This is a genomic window from Mesorhizobium sp. C277A (genome assembly GCF_040324395.1).
Classification (GTDB): Bacteria; Pseudomonadota; Alphaproteobacteria; order Rhizobiales; family Rhizobiaceae; genus Mesorhizobium.
Window position 1 is genome coordinate 2,714,915 of sequence record NZ_JAMYVW010000002.1, and the last position, 15,754, is coordinate 2,730,668.

A 15,754-nucleotide genomic window follows, 5' to 3' on the forward strand; every position below is an offset into this window, starting at 1 on the left:
ACTGCGGGTTAGTTCTTGGCCTTGTCGACCAGCTTGTTCTTGGAAATCCAGGGCATCATGGCGCGCAGCTTGGCGCCGACTTCCTCGATCTGGTGGCTGTCATTGTTGCGGCGGATGCCCTTGAAGCGCGACATGCCGGCGCGGTATTCCTGCATCCACTCCGAGGTGAATTTTCCGGTCTGGATGTCCTTCAGCACGCGCTTCATCTCGGCCTTGGTCTCGGCGGTGATAATGCGCGGGCCAGAGACATATTCGCCCCATTCGGCCGTGTTCGAGATCGAGTAGTTCATGTTGGCGATGCCCCCTTCATAGATCAGGTCGACGATCAGCTTGACCTCGTGCAGGCACTCGAAATAGGCCATTTCGGGCGCATAGCCGGCTTCCACCAGCGTCTCAAAACCGGCGCGGATCAGTTCGACCAGGCCGCCGCAGAGCACGACCTGCTCGCCGAACAGATCGGTCTCGCATTCCTCGCGGAAATTGGTCTCGATGATGCCCGAACGGCCGCCGCCGACGCCGCAGGCGTAGGACAGAGCGAGATCGAGCGCGTTGCCGGAAGCATCCTGGTTGACGGCGACCAGGCACGGCACGCCGCCGCCCTTCTGGTATTCGCCGCGCACCGTGTGGCCGGGGCCTTTCGGCGCGATCATGACGACATCGACGGTCGACTTCGGCTCGATGAGGCCGAAATGCACGTTGAGGCCGTGCGCGAAGGCAATCGCGGCGCCGTCACGAATGTTTGGCGCGATTTCGTTTTTGTAGATGTCGGCCTGCAATTCGTCAGGCGTCGCCATCATCATCAAATCGGCCCATTTGGCAGCGTCCGCCACGCTCATCACCTTGAGCCCGTCGGCCTCGACCTTCTTGGCCGTCGCCGATCCCGCCTTGAGGCCGATGGCGATTTCCTTGGCGCCCGAATCCTTGAGGTTGAGCGCATGCGCCCGGCCTTGGCTGCCATAGCCGATGATGGCGACCTTCTTGCCCTTGATCAGATTGAGATCGGCGTCGCGATCGTAATAGACACGCATCTTTTGCTTCCTTCCCGTAGAGATTAGAGGCCTTGCGGCCCGGTTTTTGCTCCATAAAGAGCGAGAAACTGCTGCGTTGCCCGGACGGCATCGCCGCCGATCGCCGCTTCAGTCAATTCCAGCCTGTCGCCGAGCAGGAGACGGATCTGCACGTCGCGGGCGACCAGCCCGAAAAAGGTCCGGAACGCCATTTCGGCATCCGTAAAGTCGAGCAGCCCGGCCTGCTTGCCGGCAAGCAGCACCGGCTTCAGCCGTCTGGCCAGCGCGAAACGGCCATTCTCCAGCACGATGGCGCCGAGATCGTCCTTTCCGGATCCGGCATGGCCGACCGCGACGCGGTTCAGCGCGATCGAGGTATCGCTCGAAATCACCTTCAGCCAGTCCGAGGCGAAGCCTTCCAGGCTTGCCGTCAGCGAGGCAAGATCGAGCCGCTCACCGTCGACCGGCACCACGCGCACTTTCGATGCCTGCCACTGCACGGTCGCCGTCAGCAGTCCGTCGCGGTCGCCGAACCATTTGTAGAGCGTTTCCTTCGAGCAGCTGGCGCGGCGCGCCACCGCCGTCATGGTCAGATTGTCGCCCTCCTCGACCAGCAGCCGCAAAGCCGCGTCCAGGACGGCCTTTTGCCGCTCTGTCAGCACTTCGCTGGTATCGATGTCGGCGCTTGCCTGCAACAATTTCCGCCCATTCGATGAGGTCGCCGGGTCGCCTCAAACGGCGTACCGTACGTTACGGTTCGGCATATTGCGCAATCCTATGCTCGACGCAAGGGGCCAGTTAGAAAAATCGTCGACGTGAGAGCCGCCGAGCAAACCACGAGATTCTGACGGATCAATCATCGGCGGGCGGATGGCGCAACTCTCCAAGCAGGCTCGCCAGTATCTTCAGCTCCTCAGCGGAGAGTTTTGCGCCGACCAATTCCGCAATCGACCGTCCATAGACAGCCCACATCCATCGCCGCGTCTGACGGCCCTTGGCCGAGATGCGGATGGTCTGGCCGCGGCCGTCATCGGCAGCCCTGAGCTTCTCGACCAGTCCGTCTGCCTCGAGGCGCGCCAGAAGCCGCGAGATGTTATACTGCGCAAACAGTGTGCGCTCGGTCAGCTGGAATGGCCGCAGCCCGCCCTCACCCGCCTCGGCGAGTTCATGCAGCACGTCATACCAGTCGAGCGGCGGCAAGCCGCTAGTCTTCAAAGCCTCTTCCGCCTTTTCGATGAGCTGGCGCGAAACCCGCATCAGGCGGGCCCAGGCCTTGACGGCTTCGGGCGAAGGCGTGGTTGTTTTGGTCATGACCCATCCTAGGCGGTAGATGCAGTTGCATCAAGCTTGACGGTCAATGCATATGCATCTATATGCATGCAATTGCATCAATCTGGGAAAAATCCATGAAACACGAAATCTGCAAAGTCGCCGACGTCCCGCAGACGGGCAGCCTGATCGCACCGTTCTTCGGCCGCGAGGTCCATGTCTGGCGCAGCGGCGAGCGTGTCCGTGCCGCCGCCAATGTCTGCCTGCATTTCGGCGGGCCGCTCGACTGCAAGGACGGCAAGCTGGTCTGCCAATGGCACGGTGCCGCCTTCGATATGGAAAGCGGCGATCGGCTTGAAGGTCCGGCGCCAAAAGCGTCGCGACTGATGTTCCTGTCGACGCGCGTAGAGGACGGCGCGTTGAACTATGTCTGGGGAGAGTGACATGCCTGAGAAGAATGAAATGACTGGCAAGCTCATTCTGGTCAGCCATCATCTGTGCCCCTATGTCCAGCGCGCCGCGATCTCGCTGACTGAGAAGGGCGTGCCGTTCGAACGCGTCACCATCGACCTCGCCAACAAGCCGGACTGGTTCAAGGCGATCTCGCCGCTGGGCAAGGTGCCGCTGCTGATCGTCCAGGCAAATGGCGAGGAGACGGTGATCTTCGAATCCGCCGTCATTCTCGAATTCCTCGAGGAGACGCAAGCCAATCCTCTGCATCCGGCCGACGCCTACGCCCGTGCCCGGCATCGCGCCTGGATCGAGTTCGGCTCGGCGACATTGAACACCATCGGCCGGTTCTACTCGGCTTCGACGGAGGCCGCCTTCCTGGCAGAGTCCACGGCACTTTCGGCCATGTTCGATCGTCTGGAGGACGAACTGGCCGACCAGGCCGGACCGTGGTTCAGCGGCCAGCGCTTTTGCCTCGTCGATGCCGTCTACGGCCCGGTCTTCCGCTATCTCGACGCCTTCGACCGGATCGGCAATTTCGGCATTCTGGACGGCAAGCCATTGGTCCAGGCCTGGCGCAAGGCGTTGAGCGAACGCGCCTCGATCAAGGGTGCCGTGGCGCCGGACTATCCGCAGCGGCTGCGTCTATTCCTGCGTGCGAGAAATTCGTTTCTCTCGACCCTGATCTCGCCGGATGATCTGGCCAGTGCACCTCCTCTAGCCCGATCCGCCTGAACGGATCGATCAAAGTGCCGGCCACCATCGAGGCGAGCACGCTTGGCAGTGGCGGCACCTTTGCGATGGTTGCCACCAGCCTGTCGCGGAAGAAGGGCAGCATCGTGCCGTCCGACTGGTAGAACGGCGTCAGCGCCAGCGACAGCAGCTGGAAGATTCGGACATGCCATCGCCGCGCCCGGGCGTAGCTTTCCAGCGCTGCCTCGACGTTGCCCGTTTGTGCCAAGGCATGGCTGAGTGCTGCCGCGTCGAGCAGCGCCATGTTGGCGCCTTGCCCGAGCTGCGGGCTGGTCGAATGCGCGGCATCGCCGATGACGGCCAGCCTGCGGCCGGCCGGCAGCTTCATCGTGTGGTGGCCGTAGCGCGCCAGCGACAGCTGGTCGAAGCTGTCGATCTGGCTGGTGAACGCCTCGCACTGTGGCCACAGCGAGACCAGTCTCGCCTTCCAGGCGTCGAGCCCTGCCGCGCGCACGTTTTCGGCATCCGCCGGCTTCAGGCTCCAGAAGAACGCCGCCATCTTTTCCCCGCCCGGCTCCGGTCGGCCGATCGGCAGGACGCCGATCATCACGCTGGCCTTGTCGTAGCGCTGCAGCAGCGCATTTTCGTCGAAGCCTTCGCGCCAGCCGAGCGAGGCCCAGAACGCGCCGTAAGTGAGCTGCCGCGGCTGGGCCGGATCGTTGAGGCACCGGCGCAGCTTCGAACGCGAGCCGCTGGCGTCGACCACGAGGTCGAACGGCCCTGCCCTGCGGCCCCCCACCGTTCGGCTCTTGTCGAAGATCAGGATCGCCCGCTCACCGACGTCCAGCGCCTCGATCTCGACACTGGTTTCGATGGCGATACCTTGGCGCTGCGCGGCGCGAAACAACACGTTGAACAATGCCGCCCGGTGCACCGCCAGCCCGAAACGGCCGCCAGGCTGCGCATCGTAGCGCACGGCGAGCACGGTGCGGCCGGTCGAGGCATCGGCGCCATGCAGACGCTCGATGCGGCTCCCCAGCGCCAGAATGTCGTCGAGCAGGCCGAGATCGGCGAGCACGCTCAGCCCGGTCGGCTGCAGGATCAGTCCGGAACCGACGGGCTTGGGTTCCTCGAAACGTTCGAAGATGGTGACGTTGTGGCCCGCGCGCTTGAGATAGAGCGCGGTGGCGAGCCCCGCCGGGCCGGCGCCCGCAATCGCGATGTCGAGAGATTTTTCCATTGCCCGCCCAACCACTGGCCGGACAATCCTTCAGCGCCATTGTCAAATCAAGCCTTTGCTGCATGGACCAAAATATCAGCCACCGGCGTCGAAGGAAGCGCGCGCCGTGCGCACCGCACCATGGTTGAGTTCGGCCCACAGGATCAATTGATGCAAGGCGCCGAACATCGAACGGCCGAGATCGGTCAGGCTGTATTCGACGCTTGGCGGCTTGGTCGGGAACACTTCGCGATGAACAAAGCCGTCGCGCTGCAGATCGTGGAGCGTCTGAGTGAGCATGCGCTGCGAGATGTCGGGCACCAGGCGCCGCAACTCGCCGAAACGATAGGGCTGCTCTGCGAGCGCCGCCATCAGCAGCGAACTCCATTTGCCGTTCACGCCCTGCATCACGTCGCGAACCGGGCAATCGGCAATGTTTGCGCCATCGCTGGTGGCTTTGAATATATTGAGCTTGGTTCTCAGATTGACGACCTTGCCGTCCATGGCTGCTGGTTCCCTGGCGGTGCCTACCTCCCTAAAAACTGCCTTCTTTACGGTGGCCGGTCAATTCTTATTTTAGTGCTGGTCTCTTTTTGAGACTGTCAGAAGCACCCGCCACCCGGCGCAATTTCAGGATCCCCCATGACCGCAACCCTTCTCGTCACCGGCGCTTCCGGCCAGCTTGGCCGCGGCGTCATCAACCACCTGCTGGACACATTAAAGGTCCCCGCAAACCGCATCATCGCCACCACCCGTACACCCGCCAACCTTGCCGATCTGGCGGTGCGCGGCGTCGTCGTCAGAGCCGCTGACTTCAACGACCCGCAATCGCTTGCCGAGGCCTTCGCGGGAGCCGACCGGGCACTCGTCATCTCGACCAACGAACTTGAGGTACAGGGGAAGCGGCGCGAGCAGCAGCTTGCGGCGGTGACGGCGGCCAAACAGGCTGGCGTCGGCCACCTGCTGTACACCTCGATGCCCAACCCCGAGCCTGGTTCGCCGGTTGTTTTCGCGCCCGACCACTACGACACCGAACAGGCGATCAAGGCGAGCGGGATCCCCTACACGATATTCCGCAACGGCTGGTATAACGAGAACCTGTTCATGGCGTTGCCGCAGGTTCTGGCGTCGGGTCATTGGTACACCTCCGCCGGCGACGGCGCCATTTCCTACGGCACGCGCGACGATTTCGCGGCGGCGATCGCAGCGGGGCTCGCCTCGGACAGCAGCGAAAGCGCGACTTACACGCTCACCGGCCCCAGTGCGTATACGGCTGCCGAAGTGGCGGCGTTGGTCACCGAGGTCACCAGCAAGCCGATCAAGGTCATCCAGCTTTCCGACGAAGCCCTGACCGAGGGAATGAAGTCGGCCGGCCTGCCTGAACCCTTCGCCAAGGTGCTGGTTTCATTCGACGCCGCCGCCCGCGCCGGTGACCTCGGCATGGTGACCGACGCGGTCGAAAAACTCTCCGGCCGAAAGTCGGTGCCGCTGAAGCAGTTTCTGGAGACGAACAAGGCTGCACTGGCCGGCTGAAAGCTGCCGTTGCGGGACGCCGAGCCCTTAAGGTTCGGCCTCCCGCACAATTACTTACGTCGCTTGACCAGTCCCAGCCGGATCAGGCTTTCGCCCGTGGCAGTCAACGCATCTTCGCGCGAGCGTGGCGCCCAGCCGAGCACGCGCACCGCCTTGGCGTTGGTGGCGTTCTTGATCTTGCCCAGTTCCGTTGCGAGTTGTGCCGCTTCCGGATTGAACAGCCCGATGATGCGCACCAGCCAATCGGGAAACTCCCGCGTCGAGACGCGCGACGCCGCCGGCCCGAGCCGCGTCTTCAGGGTCTGCGCGATCTCGCGCACTGTCATGAAATCGCCGGCGACAGCGAGGAACCGTTCGCCCTTGGCGGCGGGGTGGGTCATGGCGCGAACATGCAGATCCGCCACGTCGCGCGCGTCGACGACGCCGAAGGACAGGCGCGGCAGCCCAGGCACGGCGCCGTTCAGCATGCGCTGGACAAATTCGGTCGAGGTCGAATGGTCCGCGCCGAGCACCGGTCCAAAGATGCCAACGGGATTGACGACCGCAAGCTCCAGCGCGCCGCCCTGCTCGGCGATGAAATCCCAGGCCGCGCGCTCGGCGAGCGTCTTGGACTTCACATAGGCGCTGACCTTGCCTGCCGGATCGGTCCAGTTTTCCTCGTTGAAAGGCTGCCCATCCGCGCGCATCTTGCCATAGCCGACGGCCGCGAAGGATGAGGTGAGCACGACGCGCCTGACCCCGGCATCCCGCGCCGCCCGCAGCACGCGCAACGCGCCCTCGCGCGCCGGAAGGATCAGGTCATCCTCATGCGTGGGCACGCCGGGCGGAAAAGGCGATGCGACATGCAGCACGTAATCGCAGCCGGCCACCGCCGCCGGCCAGCCTGCGTCGGCCATCAGATCGGCATGGGCGAATGAAAGGGCGTCACCGGGCTCCGTGCCACCTGCCTTGAGCATGGCGAGCACATCGGCTTCGCGCCTGGCCGATCGCACGGAGGTGCGGACGCGGTAGCGGGCCTTCAACAGTTCGAGGATGCAGTGAGCGCCGAGGAAGCCGGACCCGCCGGTGACCAGCACCAATTCGCCGCTCATATTAGCCTCCTCGACGATTTATCCCTTCGAGACCCCTTAGATCGCCACCTGCGTGCCGATCTCGACCACACGTCCGGTCGGGATCTGGAAATACTCCGTCGCATCGGCCGCCGAGCGGGCGAGCCCGATGAACAGCTTGTCCTGCCACACCGGCATGCCGGAATTGGGCGATGCTTTGAGCGAGCGCCGCGACAGGAAGAACGACGTCGTCATGATGTCGAACTTCCAGCCCTGCTTGCGGCAGATCGCCAGCGCGCGCGGAATGTTGGGCTGCTCCATATAGCCGAAGGTCAGCGTCACCCGCATGAACAACTCGTTGACTGTCTCCATCTTGACCCGCTCGCTGTCGGGCACCAGCGGCTGCGGTGCGGTGACCACCGACAGAATGACGTTCTGCTCGTGCAGCACCTTGTAGTGCTTCAGGCTGTGCATCAGCGCTGTCGGCGCGCTTTGCGGATCGCTGGTCAGGAACACGGCGGTGCCGGACACCAGCTGCGGCTTCTTCTTCAGCAGATTGCCGGCGAGGAAATCGAGCGGGATTTCGTTGCGCCGGGTCTTGTCGAACAGATAGCGGCTGCCGCGCAGCCAGGTCCACATCGCCAGAACGATGGTGAAGGCCACCGCAAGCGACGCCCAGCCGCCCTCGAACACCTTCACGATGTTGGAGGCGAAGAAGCCGATGTCGATGAAGCCGAACAGCGCCGTCATGGCGACCGCCACCCACAGCCGCCATTTCCAGATGCGGGTCATGACGACGAACAGCAGCACCGTCGTCACCAACATGTTGCCGGTCACCGAGATGCCATAGGCGGAGGCGAGCTTGCTCGATTCGCCGAAACCGACGACCAGCAACATCACCGCCAACGCCAGCAAAACATTGACGCGCGGCATGTAGATCTGGCCCGACTGCCGTTCCGACGTGTGCAGGATTTCGAGGCGCGGCAGCATATTGAGCTGCACCGCCTGCCTGGTCAGCGAGAAGGCGCCCGATATGACCGCCTGGCTGGCGATGACCGTCGCCGCGGTTGCCAATACCACCATCGGGATCAGCGTCCAGCCTTCGTTCATCTCGAAGAATGGATGGCCGACGTGACCGTTCTTCGCCAGCACGAAAGCGCCCTGCCCGGCATAGTTTAGCAGCAGGCAGGGAAACACGATGGCCAGCCAGGCGAGCACGATGGGCTTGCGGCCGAAATGGCCGAGATCGGCATAAAGCGCTTCGGCGCCGGTGACGGCGAGGAAGATGGCGCCGATGGTGACGAAGGCGACATCGGGCGAATTGATCAGGAAGGCGACGATGTAGTGCGGGCTGACCGCCCACAGGATTTCGGGATCGGCGATGATGTGGTTCAAGCCCGAAAGACCGATAGCCAGGAACCAGACCGCCGTGATCGGCCCGAAGATCAGCGCCACACCGCCGGTCCCGAAGCGCTGCACCGAAAACAGGATCGCAAGGATGACCAGCGTCAGCGGCACGACGTAGGGCTGGAAGGTCGGGGTAACGACATTCATGCCTTCAACCGCCGAAAGCACCGAGATTGCCGGCGTGATGACGGCGTCACCGAAGAACAATGACGCGCCGACAATACCGATGGCCAGGATGATCGCCGAGCGGGTCGGGAAACTGCCGCGCGCCAGCGCCATCAGCGACAGCACGCCGCCCTCGCCTCGGTTGTCGGCTCTGAGCACAAACATGATGTATTTGATGGTGACGATAATCGTCAACGACCAGATGATCAGCGACAGCACGCCCAGAATATCGCCGCGCTCGGCGATTTCGCCGCCGGAGGACGCAACAAGCGCTTCCCGGAAGGCGTAGATCGGGCTGGTGCCGATGTCGCCATAGACCACGCCGAGCGCGCCCAGCATCAGAACTTTGGTGCTGTGCTGTTCGATTTCGGGATGGCTCGATTGTTCGACGGGTTCTGCCTCAATACCAGCATTGGTAAGGGCCATGGACGACACTCCGATAAGCGCGCGGTGCTCTACGCTTGCTGCGATGCAATATCAAGTGCCGTGACGGTAGGGCTACCATGTTCCCAGCGCAGGGCTTGCCCCGCAATGACCGGTGCGTGGCGTCAAAGGCTGCCGGAACCTAGATCGCCACCTGCGTGCCGATCTCGACCACACGTCCGGTCGGGATCTGGAAATACTCCGTCGCATCGGCCGCCGAGCGGGCGAGCCCGATGAACAGCTTGTCCTGCCACACCGGCATGCCGGAATTGGGCGATGCCTTGAGCGAGCGCCGCGACAGGAAGAACGAAGTCGTCATGATGTCGAACTTCCAGCCCTGCTTGCGGCAGATCGCCAGCGCGCGCGGAATGTTGGGCTGCTCCATATAGCCGAAGGTCAGCGTCACCCGCATGAACAACTCGTTGACTGTCTCCATCTTGACCCGCTCGCTGTCGGGCACCAGCGGCTGCGGTGCGGTGACCACCGACAGAATGACGTTCTGCTCGTGCAGCACCTTGTAGTGCTTCAGGCTGTGCATCAGCGCTGTCGGCGCGCTTTGCGGATCGCTGGTCAGGAACACGGCGGTGCCGGACACCAGCTGCGGCTTCTTCTTCAGCAGATTGCCGGCGAGGAAATCGAGCGGGATTTCGTTGCGCCGGGTCTTGTCGAACAGATAGCGGCTGCCGCGTATCCAGGTGGTCATGATCAGCCCCATGAGGCAGGCAACGGATATTGACACCCATCCGCCTTCCACGATCTTGACGACATTCGCCAGGAAGAAACCCATGTCGATGGTGCCGAACAGCAGCGCCAATGCCAGGGCGAGCCCAAGCTGCCATTTCCACAAATTGCGCATGACAACGAACAGCAGAATGGTTGTCATCAGCATCTCGCCGGTTACCGAAATTCCGTAAGCGGAAGCCAGCGAACTCGAGCTGCCGAAGCCGACAACCAGCAGCATCACTCCCAGGGCGATGAGCAGGTTGACGCGCGGCATATAAATCTGGCCGCTCTGCATTTCGGACGTGTGCTGCACCTCGATGCGGGGCAGCAGGTTGAGTTGCACTGCCTGACGTGCCAGCGAAAAAGCACCCGAGATCACCGCCTGACTGGCGATCACGGTGGCGGCCGTTGCCAAGCCGACCATTGGCATCAGCGCCCAATCCGGCAACATCTCGAAGAATGGATTGGTCGGCCTGCCGCCATTCGCCAATACAAAGGCGCCCTGGCCGAAGTAGTTGAGCAGCAGGCAAGGAAACACCACGGAAAACCACGCGAGCACGATCGGCTTGCGCCCGAAATGTCCAAGGTCGACATAAAGCGCCTCGGCCCCCGTTACCGCCAGGAACACTGCACCAACGGTCACGAAAGCGGCGGTCGGCGTGCCGGCTAAGTAGGCGATCGCATAGTACGGGTTGATCGCCAACAGCACCGAAGGATCATCCATCAGGTGGTAGAGCCCGGAAACGCCGATGGCCAGGAACCATAGCGCCGTCACCGGCCCGAATACTGCCGCCACCTTCCCCGTGCCGAAGCGCTGCACGGAGAACAGAAATGCCAGGATGACCAAGGTGATCGGAACGACATAGGCCTCCAGCGTCGGTGTCACCACTTCCAGGCCCTCAACTGCCGACAGCACGGAAATGGCCGGAGTTATGATAGCGTCTCCGAAAAAAAGCGACGCCCCGCAAAGTCCGATGCCGAGGATAAGCTTGGCGCCTTTTGGATAGGCGCTGCGCGCCAGCGCCATCAGGGACAGCGTGCCGCCCTCGCCCTTGTTGTCGGCGCGAAGCACGAAAGCGACGTATTTTATGGTGACGATAATCGTCAGCGCCCAGACGATCAGCGACAGCACGCCCAGGACATCTATGCGCGTGTCGGTACCAGGCGAAGCGTGAAGCGCCTCGCGGAAGGCATAGATCGGGCTGGTGCCGATATCGCCATAGACGACGCCAAGCGCGCCCAGCATCAGAACTTTGGTGCTGTGCTGTTCAGTGTGGGAGTGGTTCGGTTGTTCGACGGGTTCAGCCTCGCTGACCGATGCTGGAAAGAGCCATCGACTACTCCCCGATATCGTGCGGTGCGCCTTGCTTGCTGTCATGCGATATCACCTTCGACACGAGCCTTCCACCGCTACCAACCGCAAGCCTTCAGAAACCGCCCCACCGTGCCGGCCATGCCATACTCCAACGCATCGGCTGTCAACCCGTGTCCGATAGACACTTCGGCCAATGCCGGAATGCGCTTTGCCAATGCCGGAAGGTTGTTCACCACCAGATCGTGCCCGGCATTGACCTGGAGCCCGGCGGCGAGTGCGGCATCCGCGGTTTTTCCCAATCTTTCCAGCTCCTTCCGCGCCTTGGCGGAATCGGAATGGTAGCTGCCGTAGGGCCCGGTATAGAGCTCGATGCGGTCGGCGCCGGTGTCGCGCGCGGCATTGACGCCGGTGGGATCCGGATCGGAAAACAGCGACACGCGGAAGCCCCCTTTTTTCAGACGCTTGACGATCGGGTTAAGGAACGCCGCCTCGGCGGCAAAGTTCCAGCCATGGTCCGATGTCGCCTGCGCCGGATCGTCGGGCACGAGCGTCACCTGCTCCGGCTGATGCCTTTCCACAAGCGCCAGAAAATCCTCGGTCGGGTAGCCCTCGATGTTGAATTCCGCCTTGGGAAACTCGTCGTCGATCAGCGCCCGGATCTCCGGCAGGTCGGAATGCCTGGTGTGGCGCTCGTCGGGCCGCGGATGAACCGTCAGCCCGTGCGCGCCGGCCGCCAACGCCAGGCGGCCGAGCCCGGTGACGCTGGGCCACGGCAGGTTGCGGCGGTTGCGCAGCATGGCGATGGCGTTGAGATTGACCGAGAGTTTCGCGGGCATGGTGTGAGGTCCGGCTGTTTGTGCAGCGCATCTATACTGCCTTTGATGGGAACAGACAGGGGCTTTCGGGTGTTCCAGTGATGACATCTGCTCGCAAGGGGGAACCCAGCCAATGAATTTTCTCCAATCCGTGCCCGCGATCCGCCGCCTCGAAACCGACCGTGAGGACCTTTTCGCCATTGACGTCGTCGGCCATGTATCGGCAGCCGACGGCGAAAATCTGTTCGGATTGCTGGAGGCTGCCTACGCGCTGCACCCGAGGATCGACGTCTTGGTGCGGCTGGTCGACCATGAGGGCGTCGACTGGATCGATATGGACGACGAGACGCTGAAACAAGGTACGGTTCATGCGCTAGAGCATATCGCCCGGTGCGCGACGATCGGTGAGCCCGACTGGATAGCGGATGCGCGGAACTTCCTTCCGGCTTCGCCACCCATCGAGTTCAGGCACTTCGCGGCCGAGGACGAAGCGGATGCCTGGCAATGGCTGGGTGCGACGCCACTCAGCCCTGCTGCGCCGGCTGCTACCTGACGCCGGCTATCTAACGCCAGCTATCCAACGCCAGTTATCTAACAATCGTCAGCCGCTCTGCCGCCCGCGTGATGGCGGTATAAAGCCAGCGCTGGCGGGTTTCCTTGAACGCCCAGCTCTCGTCGAACAGCACGACGTCGTTCCACTGCGAACCCTGCGCCTTGTGCACGGTCAGCGCGTAGCCATAGTCGAAATCGTCAAAGCGCTTCTTCTGCTGCCAGGGGATATCGGCGTCCGGATCCTCGAAAGCCGACTTGAGCAGCTTGATCTTGGCGACGCCGCGGTCGGGATCGTCCTCCTCGGGCGAGACCAGAAGGTTGATGCCCGGCTTCACCGTCTCGCGCGACGAGGTCATCACCTTCCACAGCGAACCGTTGAGCAGGCCCTTGGCGGGGTCGTTGCGCAGGCAGACCAGCTTGTCTCCGGCCTGCGGATAATCGGCATTGAAACCCTTCAGCTCGCGCAGGCGCTGATTGTAGCGGCGGCGTGTTCGGTTGGTGCCGACCAACACCTGGTCCGCCTTCAGCACCAACTCCTGGGTGACGTCCTCCTTGCCGATGACCTGCGCGCTGCCGTAGTCGCCGCGCATGAACTCGCGGCCCTCGCGCACGTCGAGCGCCAGCTGGATGATCGGATTGTCGCGCGCCTGGCGATGGATTTCGGTCAAGAGCACATCCGGCTCATGCTCGGTGAAAAAGCCGCCGCCCGAGATCGGCGGCAGCTGCGCCGGATCGCCAAGCACCAGGATCGGCGTGCCAAAACTCAGAAGGTCGCGGCCAAGCTGCTCGTCGACCATCGAGCATTCGTCGATGACCACCAGCTTCGCCCGTGAAATAGGGCTTTGCCGGTTGAGCGAGAAGGTCGGCGACATCGAGGTCTTGCCGGTCACCTCGTCCGACACCGATTCCTCGCCCTTCGGCCGGTAGATCAGCGAATGGATGGTGCGGGCATTGACCGCGCCCTTGGAACGCAGCACCTGCGCCGCCTTGCCGGTGAAGGCGGCAAACTGCACCTGCCCGTCGACATGCTCGGCAAAATAGCGCGCCAGCGTGGTCTTGCCGGTGCCGGCATAGCCGAACAGCCGGAAGACCTGCGGCCGGCCCTCTTTCAGCCAGCGCGCCACCGCCTTCAACGCCTCATCCTGTTGGGGAGAGAATTCCATCAGCGCGAGAGACCGGATTCGCAAGGGAAAGACAAGGCCGCCACCATCAATGCCGAGGGCGCAGCCTATCAGGCTCGAACCGGAACGTAAAGGGAACAAGCATTGAGAACGGAGGGCAATCGCTTCAGATAATGACAAACCGCCAGCGCTGCCCCTCATTGCCCTGCCGGGCATTTCTCCCCGTATACTGACCGGGAGAAAAAGGCTGGCCGCAGCCTCGGCGCCATCATGAGATGCTTAAGATTGGCGAAACCATCGACGCGAGCGACCCCTCTCCCCGTCGCTATACAGCGAGAGGATGCCGGCAGGCAGGTGAGGGGCGGCGCAAACATCGCGAGGACTTCATCCCTCACCAATCCCCGGATCGTTCTCCAACAAAATCGGCTTGCCGTGCGGGGTTGCATGCGCGGCGCGTTCCCAGGCGGCGGCGAGCGTGTCGACGTCACTTTTTCCCGCGACGCCCTTGGCCGCCAGCAGCGTCTCCAGCGCCGCCAGCCAATGCTCGTAGTAGTCGTGGCCGTCGCTTGCGGCGCCCGGCTTCTTCACTTGCGCCGACAGCGCATCGGCCCATTCGCTCCACGAAAACAGGCCCTTGTCATGCAGCGCCACCGTCATGGCGAAGGCTTCGGCCTGCCAGGGTTCGGCGAATACCGGTTCGTCCAGACCCGCCGGCAATGCACCTTCAGGCCGGCTCAAGATAGCTCTCCCAGGCATCGATCGAGACGGTCAGCGTCGAGTCGGCGCCCTCGCCCCAGATTTCCGAGCCATCGAAGACCACGGTATAGACCCATTGCGGGTTTTCACCGTTGCCATGCGCGTTGCTGTCGGGGAACACAAAACCGTCACGCACGGCCTCGATAACTCCGTGCTTGCCGCGCGCATAACGCGGTAGCCTTGTGTGGCCGGTGGGATTGAAATTCTTTGTCCGCACCGGGTCGCCGGCCTTGAAGCGCGGCGCCGTCTCAACCGGCCGGTCGCAGGGACTGCCCTTGGCCAGTACCGCCGGCACGTTTTCGGCCTTCAACACCCTTTTGGGCGTCGCCGCCGGATCGACCGCCCGACCCTCCGTCAGATCGCGCTCGCTGACGAAGCCATGGCGCTTCAGCAGCACCTCGAGCGCTTTGATCCAGATCTGGTAGTAGCTCGACGAATAATACACGGCCGGATGCAGCGATTCCCTGGCGTGTCGGCTCTCGTCGATGTTCCACGCGCCCATGGCGCCGGCAGTCAGCGTGACGCCGAGCGCCCGCCTCTCCCAATCCGCATGAAAATACGGTTCGTCCTTTTCGGGCGCGACCGGCCCGAAACCCATCTGCCCACCGAGATCCTGCGGCCCGTTCATGCCGGTACCTTCTTTGTCCCGGGTTCTTTGGCCACCGCCGTGCCGATCATCGCATCGCGGCTGACCAGTTCGGCGAGTTGGTCCTCACTCCAGCCTTCGGTACCGTCAGGCCGCATCGGCACCACGAGATAGCGCAGTTCGGCAGTCGAATCCCAGACGCGGATCTTTTTCTCCGCCGGCAAGGTCAGCCCGAACTCCTCCAGCACGCCGCGCGGATCGATAACCGCCCGCGACCGATAGGGCGGCGCCTTGTACCAGACCGGCGGCAGCCCAAGTACCGACCACGGATAGCAGGAGCACAGCGTGCAGACGACGAGGTTGTGCGTCTCGTCCGTGTTGAACACCGCCTGCATGTGCTCGCCCTGGCGGCCGCTATAGCTCAGCGACGCGATCGCTTTCGTCGCATCGCGCTTCAGCCACTCGGCATAGGCCGGATCGCTCCAGGCTTTCGCCACCACCCTGGCGCCGTTGCGCGGTCCGATCTTGGTCTCATAGGTGTCGACGATGACGTCGATTGCGGCCGGATCGATCAGGCCTTTTTCGGTGAGGATGGTCTCCAGCGCGCGCACGCGCGCCGCAAACGGGTCGAGCTCATTGTCGTGGTCATGATCATGGGACATGATCTCAGA

General features: G+C 63.0%; 16 protein-coding genes and 1 pseudogene. 4 read left to right on the plus strand and 13 right to left on the minus strand.

Annotated features, from left to right (window positions below; translation table 11 throughout):
* Positions 1-8: 8 nt before the first annotated feature.
* The 3 genes from ilvC to NKK52_RS13595 form a co-directional block, all read right to left on the minus strand.
* Positions 9-1,028: a ketol-acid reductoisomerase gene (gene ilvC, locus NKK52_RS13585; RefSeq protein WP_013531065.1), complete on the minus strand. Its 1,020-nt coding sequence runs from the start codon at positions 1,026-1,028 to the stop codon at positions 9-11.
* 23 nt (positions 1,029-1,051) lie between these two features.
* The gene (locus NKK52_RS13590; RefSeq protein ID WP_460222075.1) at positions 1,052-1,702 is read right to left on the minus strand and encodes a TetR/AcrR family transcriptional regulator; all 651 of its coding nucleotides are present in this window, start codon (positions 1,700-1,702) and stop codon (positions 1,052-1,054) included.
* Positions 1,703-1,859: 157 nt separating this feature from the next.
* A complete protein-coding gene (locus NKK52_RS13595; protein WP_023685168.1) occupies positions 1,860-2,318 on the minus strand; it encodes a MarR family winged helix-turn-helix transcriptional regulator in 459 nt (152 codons plus the stop codon).
* Positions 2,319-2,413: 95 nt separating this feature from the next.
* Here NKK52_RS13595 and NKK52_RS13600 point away from each other — a divergent pair, with 95 nt between their 5' ends.
* Both NKK52_RS13600 and NKK52_RS13605 read left to right on the plus strand, forming a co-directional pair.
* Positions 2,414-2,719 (plus strand): Rieske (2Fe-2S) protein, encoded by a 306-nt coding sequence (locus tag NKK52_RS13600; RefSeq protein ID WP_023668375.1) that lies wholly within the window; start codon positions 2,414-2,416, stop codon positions 2,717-2,719.
* Position 2,720: 1 nt separating this feature from the next.
* The gene (locus NKK52_RS13605; protein ID WP_023746878.1) at positions 2,721-3,461 is read left to right on the plus strand and encodes a glutathione S-transferase family protein; all 741 of its coding nucleotides are present in this window, start codon (positions 2,721-2,723) and stop codon (positions 3,459-3,461) included.
* On the opposite strand, the pseudogene NKK52_RS13610 reads toward NKK52_RS13605, so the two are convergent.
* Positions 3,424-4,659: pseudogene (locus tag NKK52_RS13610) on the minus strand (FAD-dependent oxidoreductase); the annotation flags it as partial. The gene NKK52_RS13605 and the pseudogene NKK52_RS13610 overlap by 38 nt on opposite strands.
* A 75-nt stretch (positions 4,660-4,734) precedes the next feature.
* Positions 4,735-5,142, minus strand: a complete 408-nt coding sequence (locus NKK52_RS13615; protein WP_023668372.1) for a winged helix-turn-helix transcriptional regulator — start codon at positions 5,140-5,142, stop codon at positions 4,735-4,737.
* Between the two features lie 138 nt (positions 5,143-5,280).
* Here NKK52_RS13615 and NKK52_RS13620 point away from each other — a divergent pair, with 138 nt between their 5' ends.
* Positions 5,281-6,171 (plus strand): SDR family oxidoreductase, encoded by an 891-nt coding sequence (locus NKK52_RS13620; RefSeq protein WP_023685166.1) that lies wholly within the window; start codon positions 5,281-5,283, stop codon positions 6,169-6,171.
* Positions 6,172-6,221: 50 nt separating this feature from the next.
* Here NKK52_RS13620 and NKK52_RS13625 read toward each other — a convergent pair whose 3' ends face one another.
* The 4 genes from NKK52_RS13625 to NKK52_RS13640 all read right to left on the minus strand — a co-directional run bounded on the left by NKK52_RS13625 (position 6,222) and on the right by NKK52_RS13640 (position 12,089).
* Positions 6,222-7,262, minus strand: a complete 1,041-nt coding sequence (locus tag NKK52_RS13625; protein WP_023685165.1) for an SDR family oxidoreductase — start codon at positions 7,260-7,262, stop codon at positions 6,222-6,224.
* 36 nt (positions 7,263-7,298) lie between these two features.
* Positions 7,299-9,218 (minus strand): potassium transporter Kup, encoded by a 1,920-nt coding sequence (locus tag NKK52_RS13630; RefSeq protein WP_352629138.1) that lies wholly within the window; start codon positions 9,216-9,218, stop codon positions 7,299-7,301.
* A gap of 139 nt (positions 9,219-9,357) precedes the next feature.
* On the minus strand, positions 9,358-11,316 hold the full coding sequence (locus NKK52_RS13635; RefSeq protein ID WP_460222022.1) for a potassium transporter Kup: 1,959 nt from the start codon (positions 11,314-11,316) through the stop codon (positions 9,358-9,360).
* Between the two features lie 32 nt (positions 11,317-11,348).
* Positions 11,349-12,089 (minus strand): pyridoxine 5'-phosphate synthase, encoded by a 741-nt coding sequence (locus NKK52_RS13640; RefSeq protein WP_023668363.1) that lies wholly within the window; start codon positions 12,087-12,089, stop codon positions 11,349-11,351.
* A gap of 112 nt (positions 12,090-12,201) precedes the next feature.
* Here NKK52_RS13640 and NKK52_RS13645 point away from each other — a divergent pair, with 112 nt between their 5' ends.
* On the plus strand, positions 12,202-12,621 hold the full coding sequence (locus NKK52_RS13645; RefSeq protein WP_023682069.1) for a SpoIIAA family protein: 420 nt from the start codon (positions 12,202-12,204) through the stop codon (positions 12,619-12,621).
* A gap of 34 nt (positions 12,622-12,655) precedes the next feature.
* On the opposite strand, the gene NKK52_RS13650 is transcribed toward NKK52_RS13645, so the two are convergent.
* The 4 genes from NKK52_RS13650 to nthA form a co-directional block, all read right to left on the minus strand.
* Positions 12,656-13,783 (minus strand): ATP-dependent DNA helicase, encoded by a 1,128-nt coding sequence (locus NKK52_RS13650; RefSeq protein WP_023682070.1) that lies wholly within the window; start codon positions 13,781-13,783, stop codon positions 12,656-12,658.
* Positions 13,784-14,125: 342 nt separating this feature from the next.
* The gene (locus tag NKK52_RS13655) at positions 14,126-14,479 is read right to left on the minus strand and encodes a nitrile hydratase accessory protein (protein WP_023682071.1); all 354 of its coding nucleotides are present in this window, start codon (positions 14,477-14,479) and stop codon (positions 14,126-14,128) included.
* Complete coding sequence (gene nthB, locus NKK52_RS13660) at positions 14,466-15,125, minus strand: nitrile hydratase subunit beta (protein WP_023682072.1); 660 nt, start codon at positions 15,123-15,125, stop codon at positions 14,466-14,468. Before nthB ends, NKK52_RS13655 begins: the two co-directional genes overlap by 14 nt.
* A complete protein-coding gene (nthA, locus tag NKK52_RS13665; protein WP_023682073.1) occupies positions 15,122-15,745 on the minus strand; it encodes a nitrile hydratase subunit alpha in 624 nt (207 codons plus the stop codon). Before nthA ends, nthB begins: the two co-directional genes overlap by 4 nt.
* Positions 15,746-15,754 lie beyond the last annotated feature (9 nt).

Excerpts from the sequence above, each read along its gene's own strand:
- ilvC (WP_013531065.1), bottom strand. The coding sequence starts at position 1,028 with ATGCGTGTCTATTACGATCGCGACGCCGATCTCAATCTGATCAAGGGC.
- NKK52_RS13595 (WP_023685168.1), bottom strand. The coding sequence starts at position 2,318 with ATGACCAAAACAACCACGCCTTCGCCCGAAGCCGTCAAGGCCTGGGCC.
- NKK52_RS13600 (WP_023668375.1), top strand. The coding sequence starts at position 2,414 with ATGAAACACGAAATCTGCAAAGTCGCCGACGTCCCGCAGACGGGCAGC.
- NKK52_RS13605 (WP_023746878.1), top strand. The coding sequence starts at position 2,721 with ATGCCTGAGAAGAATGAAATGACTGGCAAGCTCATTCTGGTCAGCCAT.
- NKK52_RS13615 (WP_023668372.1), bottom strand. The coding sequence starts at position 5,142 with ATGGACGGCAAGGTCGTCAATCTGAGAACCAAGCTCAATATATTCAAA.
- NKK52_RS13620 (WP_023685166.1), top strand. The coding sequence starts at position 5,281 with ATGACCGCAACCCTTCTCGTCACCGGCGCTTCCGGCCAGCTTGGCCGC.
- NKK52_RS13625 (WP_023685165.1), bottom strand. The coding sequence starts at position 7,262 with ATGAGCGGCGAATTGGTGCTGGTCACCGGCGGGTCCGGCTTCCTCGGC.
- NKK52_RS13630 (WP_352629138.1), bottom strand. The coding sequence starts at position 9,218 with ATGGCCCTTACCAATGCTGGTATTGAGGCAGAACCCGTCGAACAATCG.
- NKK52_RS13635 (WP_460222022.1), bottom strand. The coding sequence starts at position 11,316 with ATGACAGCAAGCAAGGCGCACCGCACGATATCGGGGAGTAGTCGATGG.
- NKK52_RS13640 (WP_023668363.1), bottom strand. The coding sequence starts at position 12,089 with ATGCCCGCGAAACTCTCGGTCAATCTCAACGCCATCGCCATGCTGCGC.
- NKK52_RS13645 (WP_023682069.1), top strand. The coding sequence starts at position 12,202 with ATGAATTTTCTCCAATCCGTGCCCGCGATCCGCCGCCTCGAAACCGAC.
- NKK52_RS13650 (WP_023682070.1), bottom strand. The coding sequence starts at position 13,783 with ATGGAATTCTCTCCCCAACAGGATGAGGCGTTGAAGGCGGTGGCGCGC.
- nthB (WP_023682072.1), bottom strand. The coding sequence starts at position 15,125 with ATGAACGGGCCGCAGGATCTCGGTGGGCAGATGGGTTTCGGGCCGGTC.
- nthA (WP_023682073.1), bottom strand. The coding sequence starts at position 15,745 with ATGTCCCATGATCATGACCACGACAATGAGCTCGACCCGTTTGCGGCG.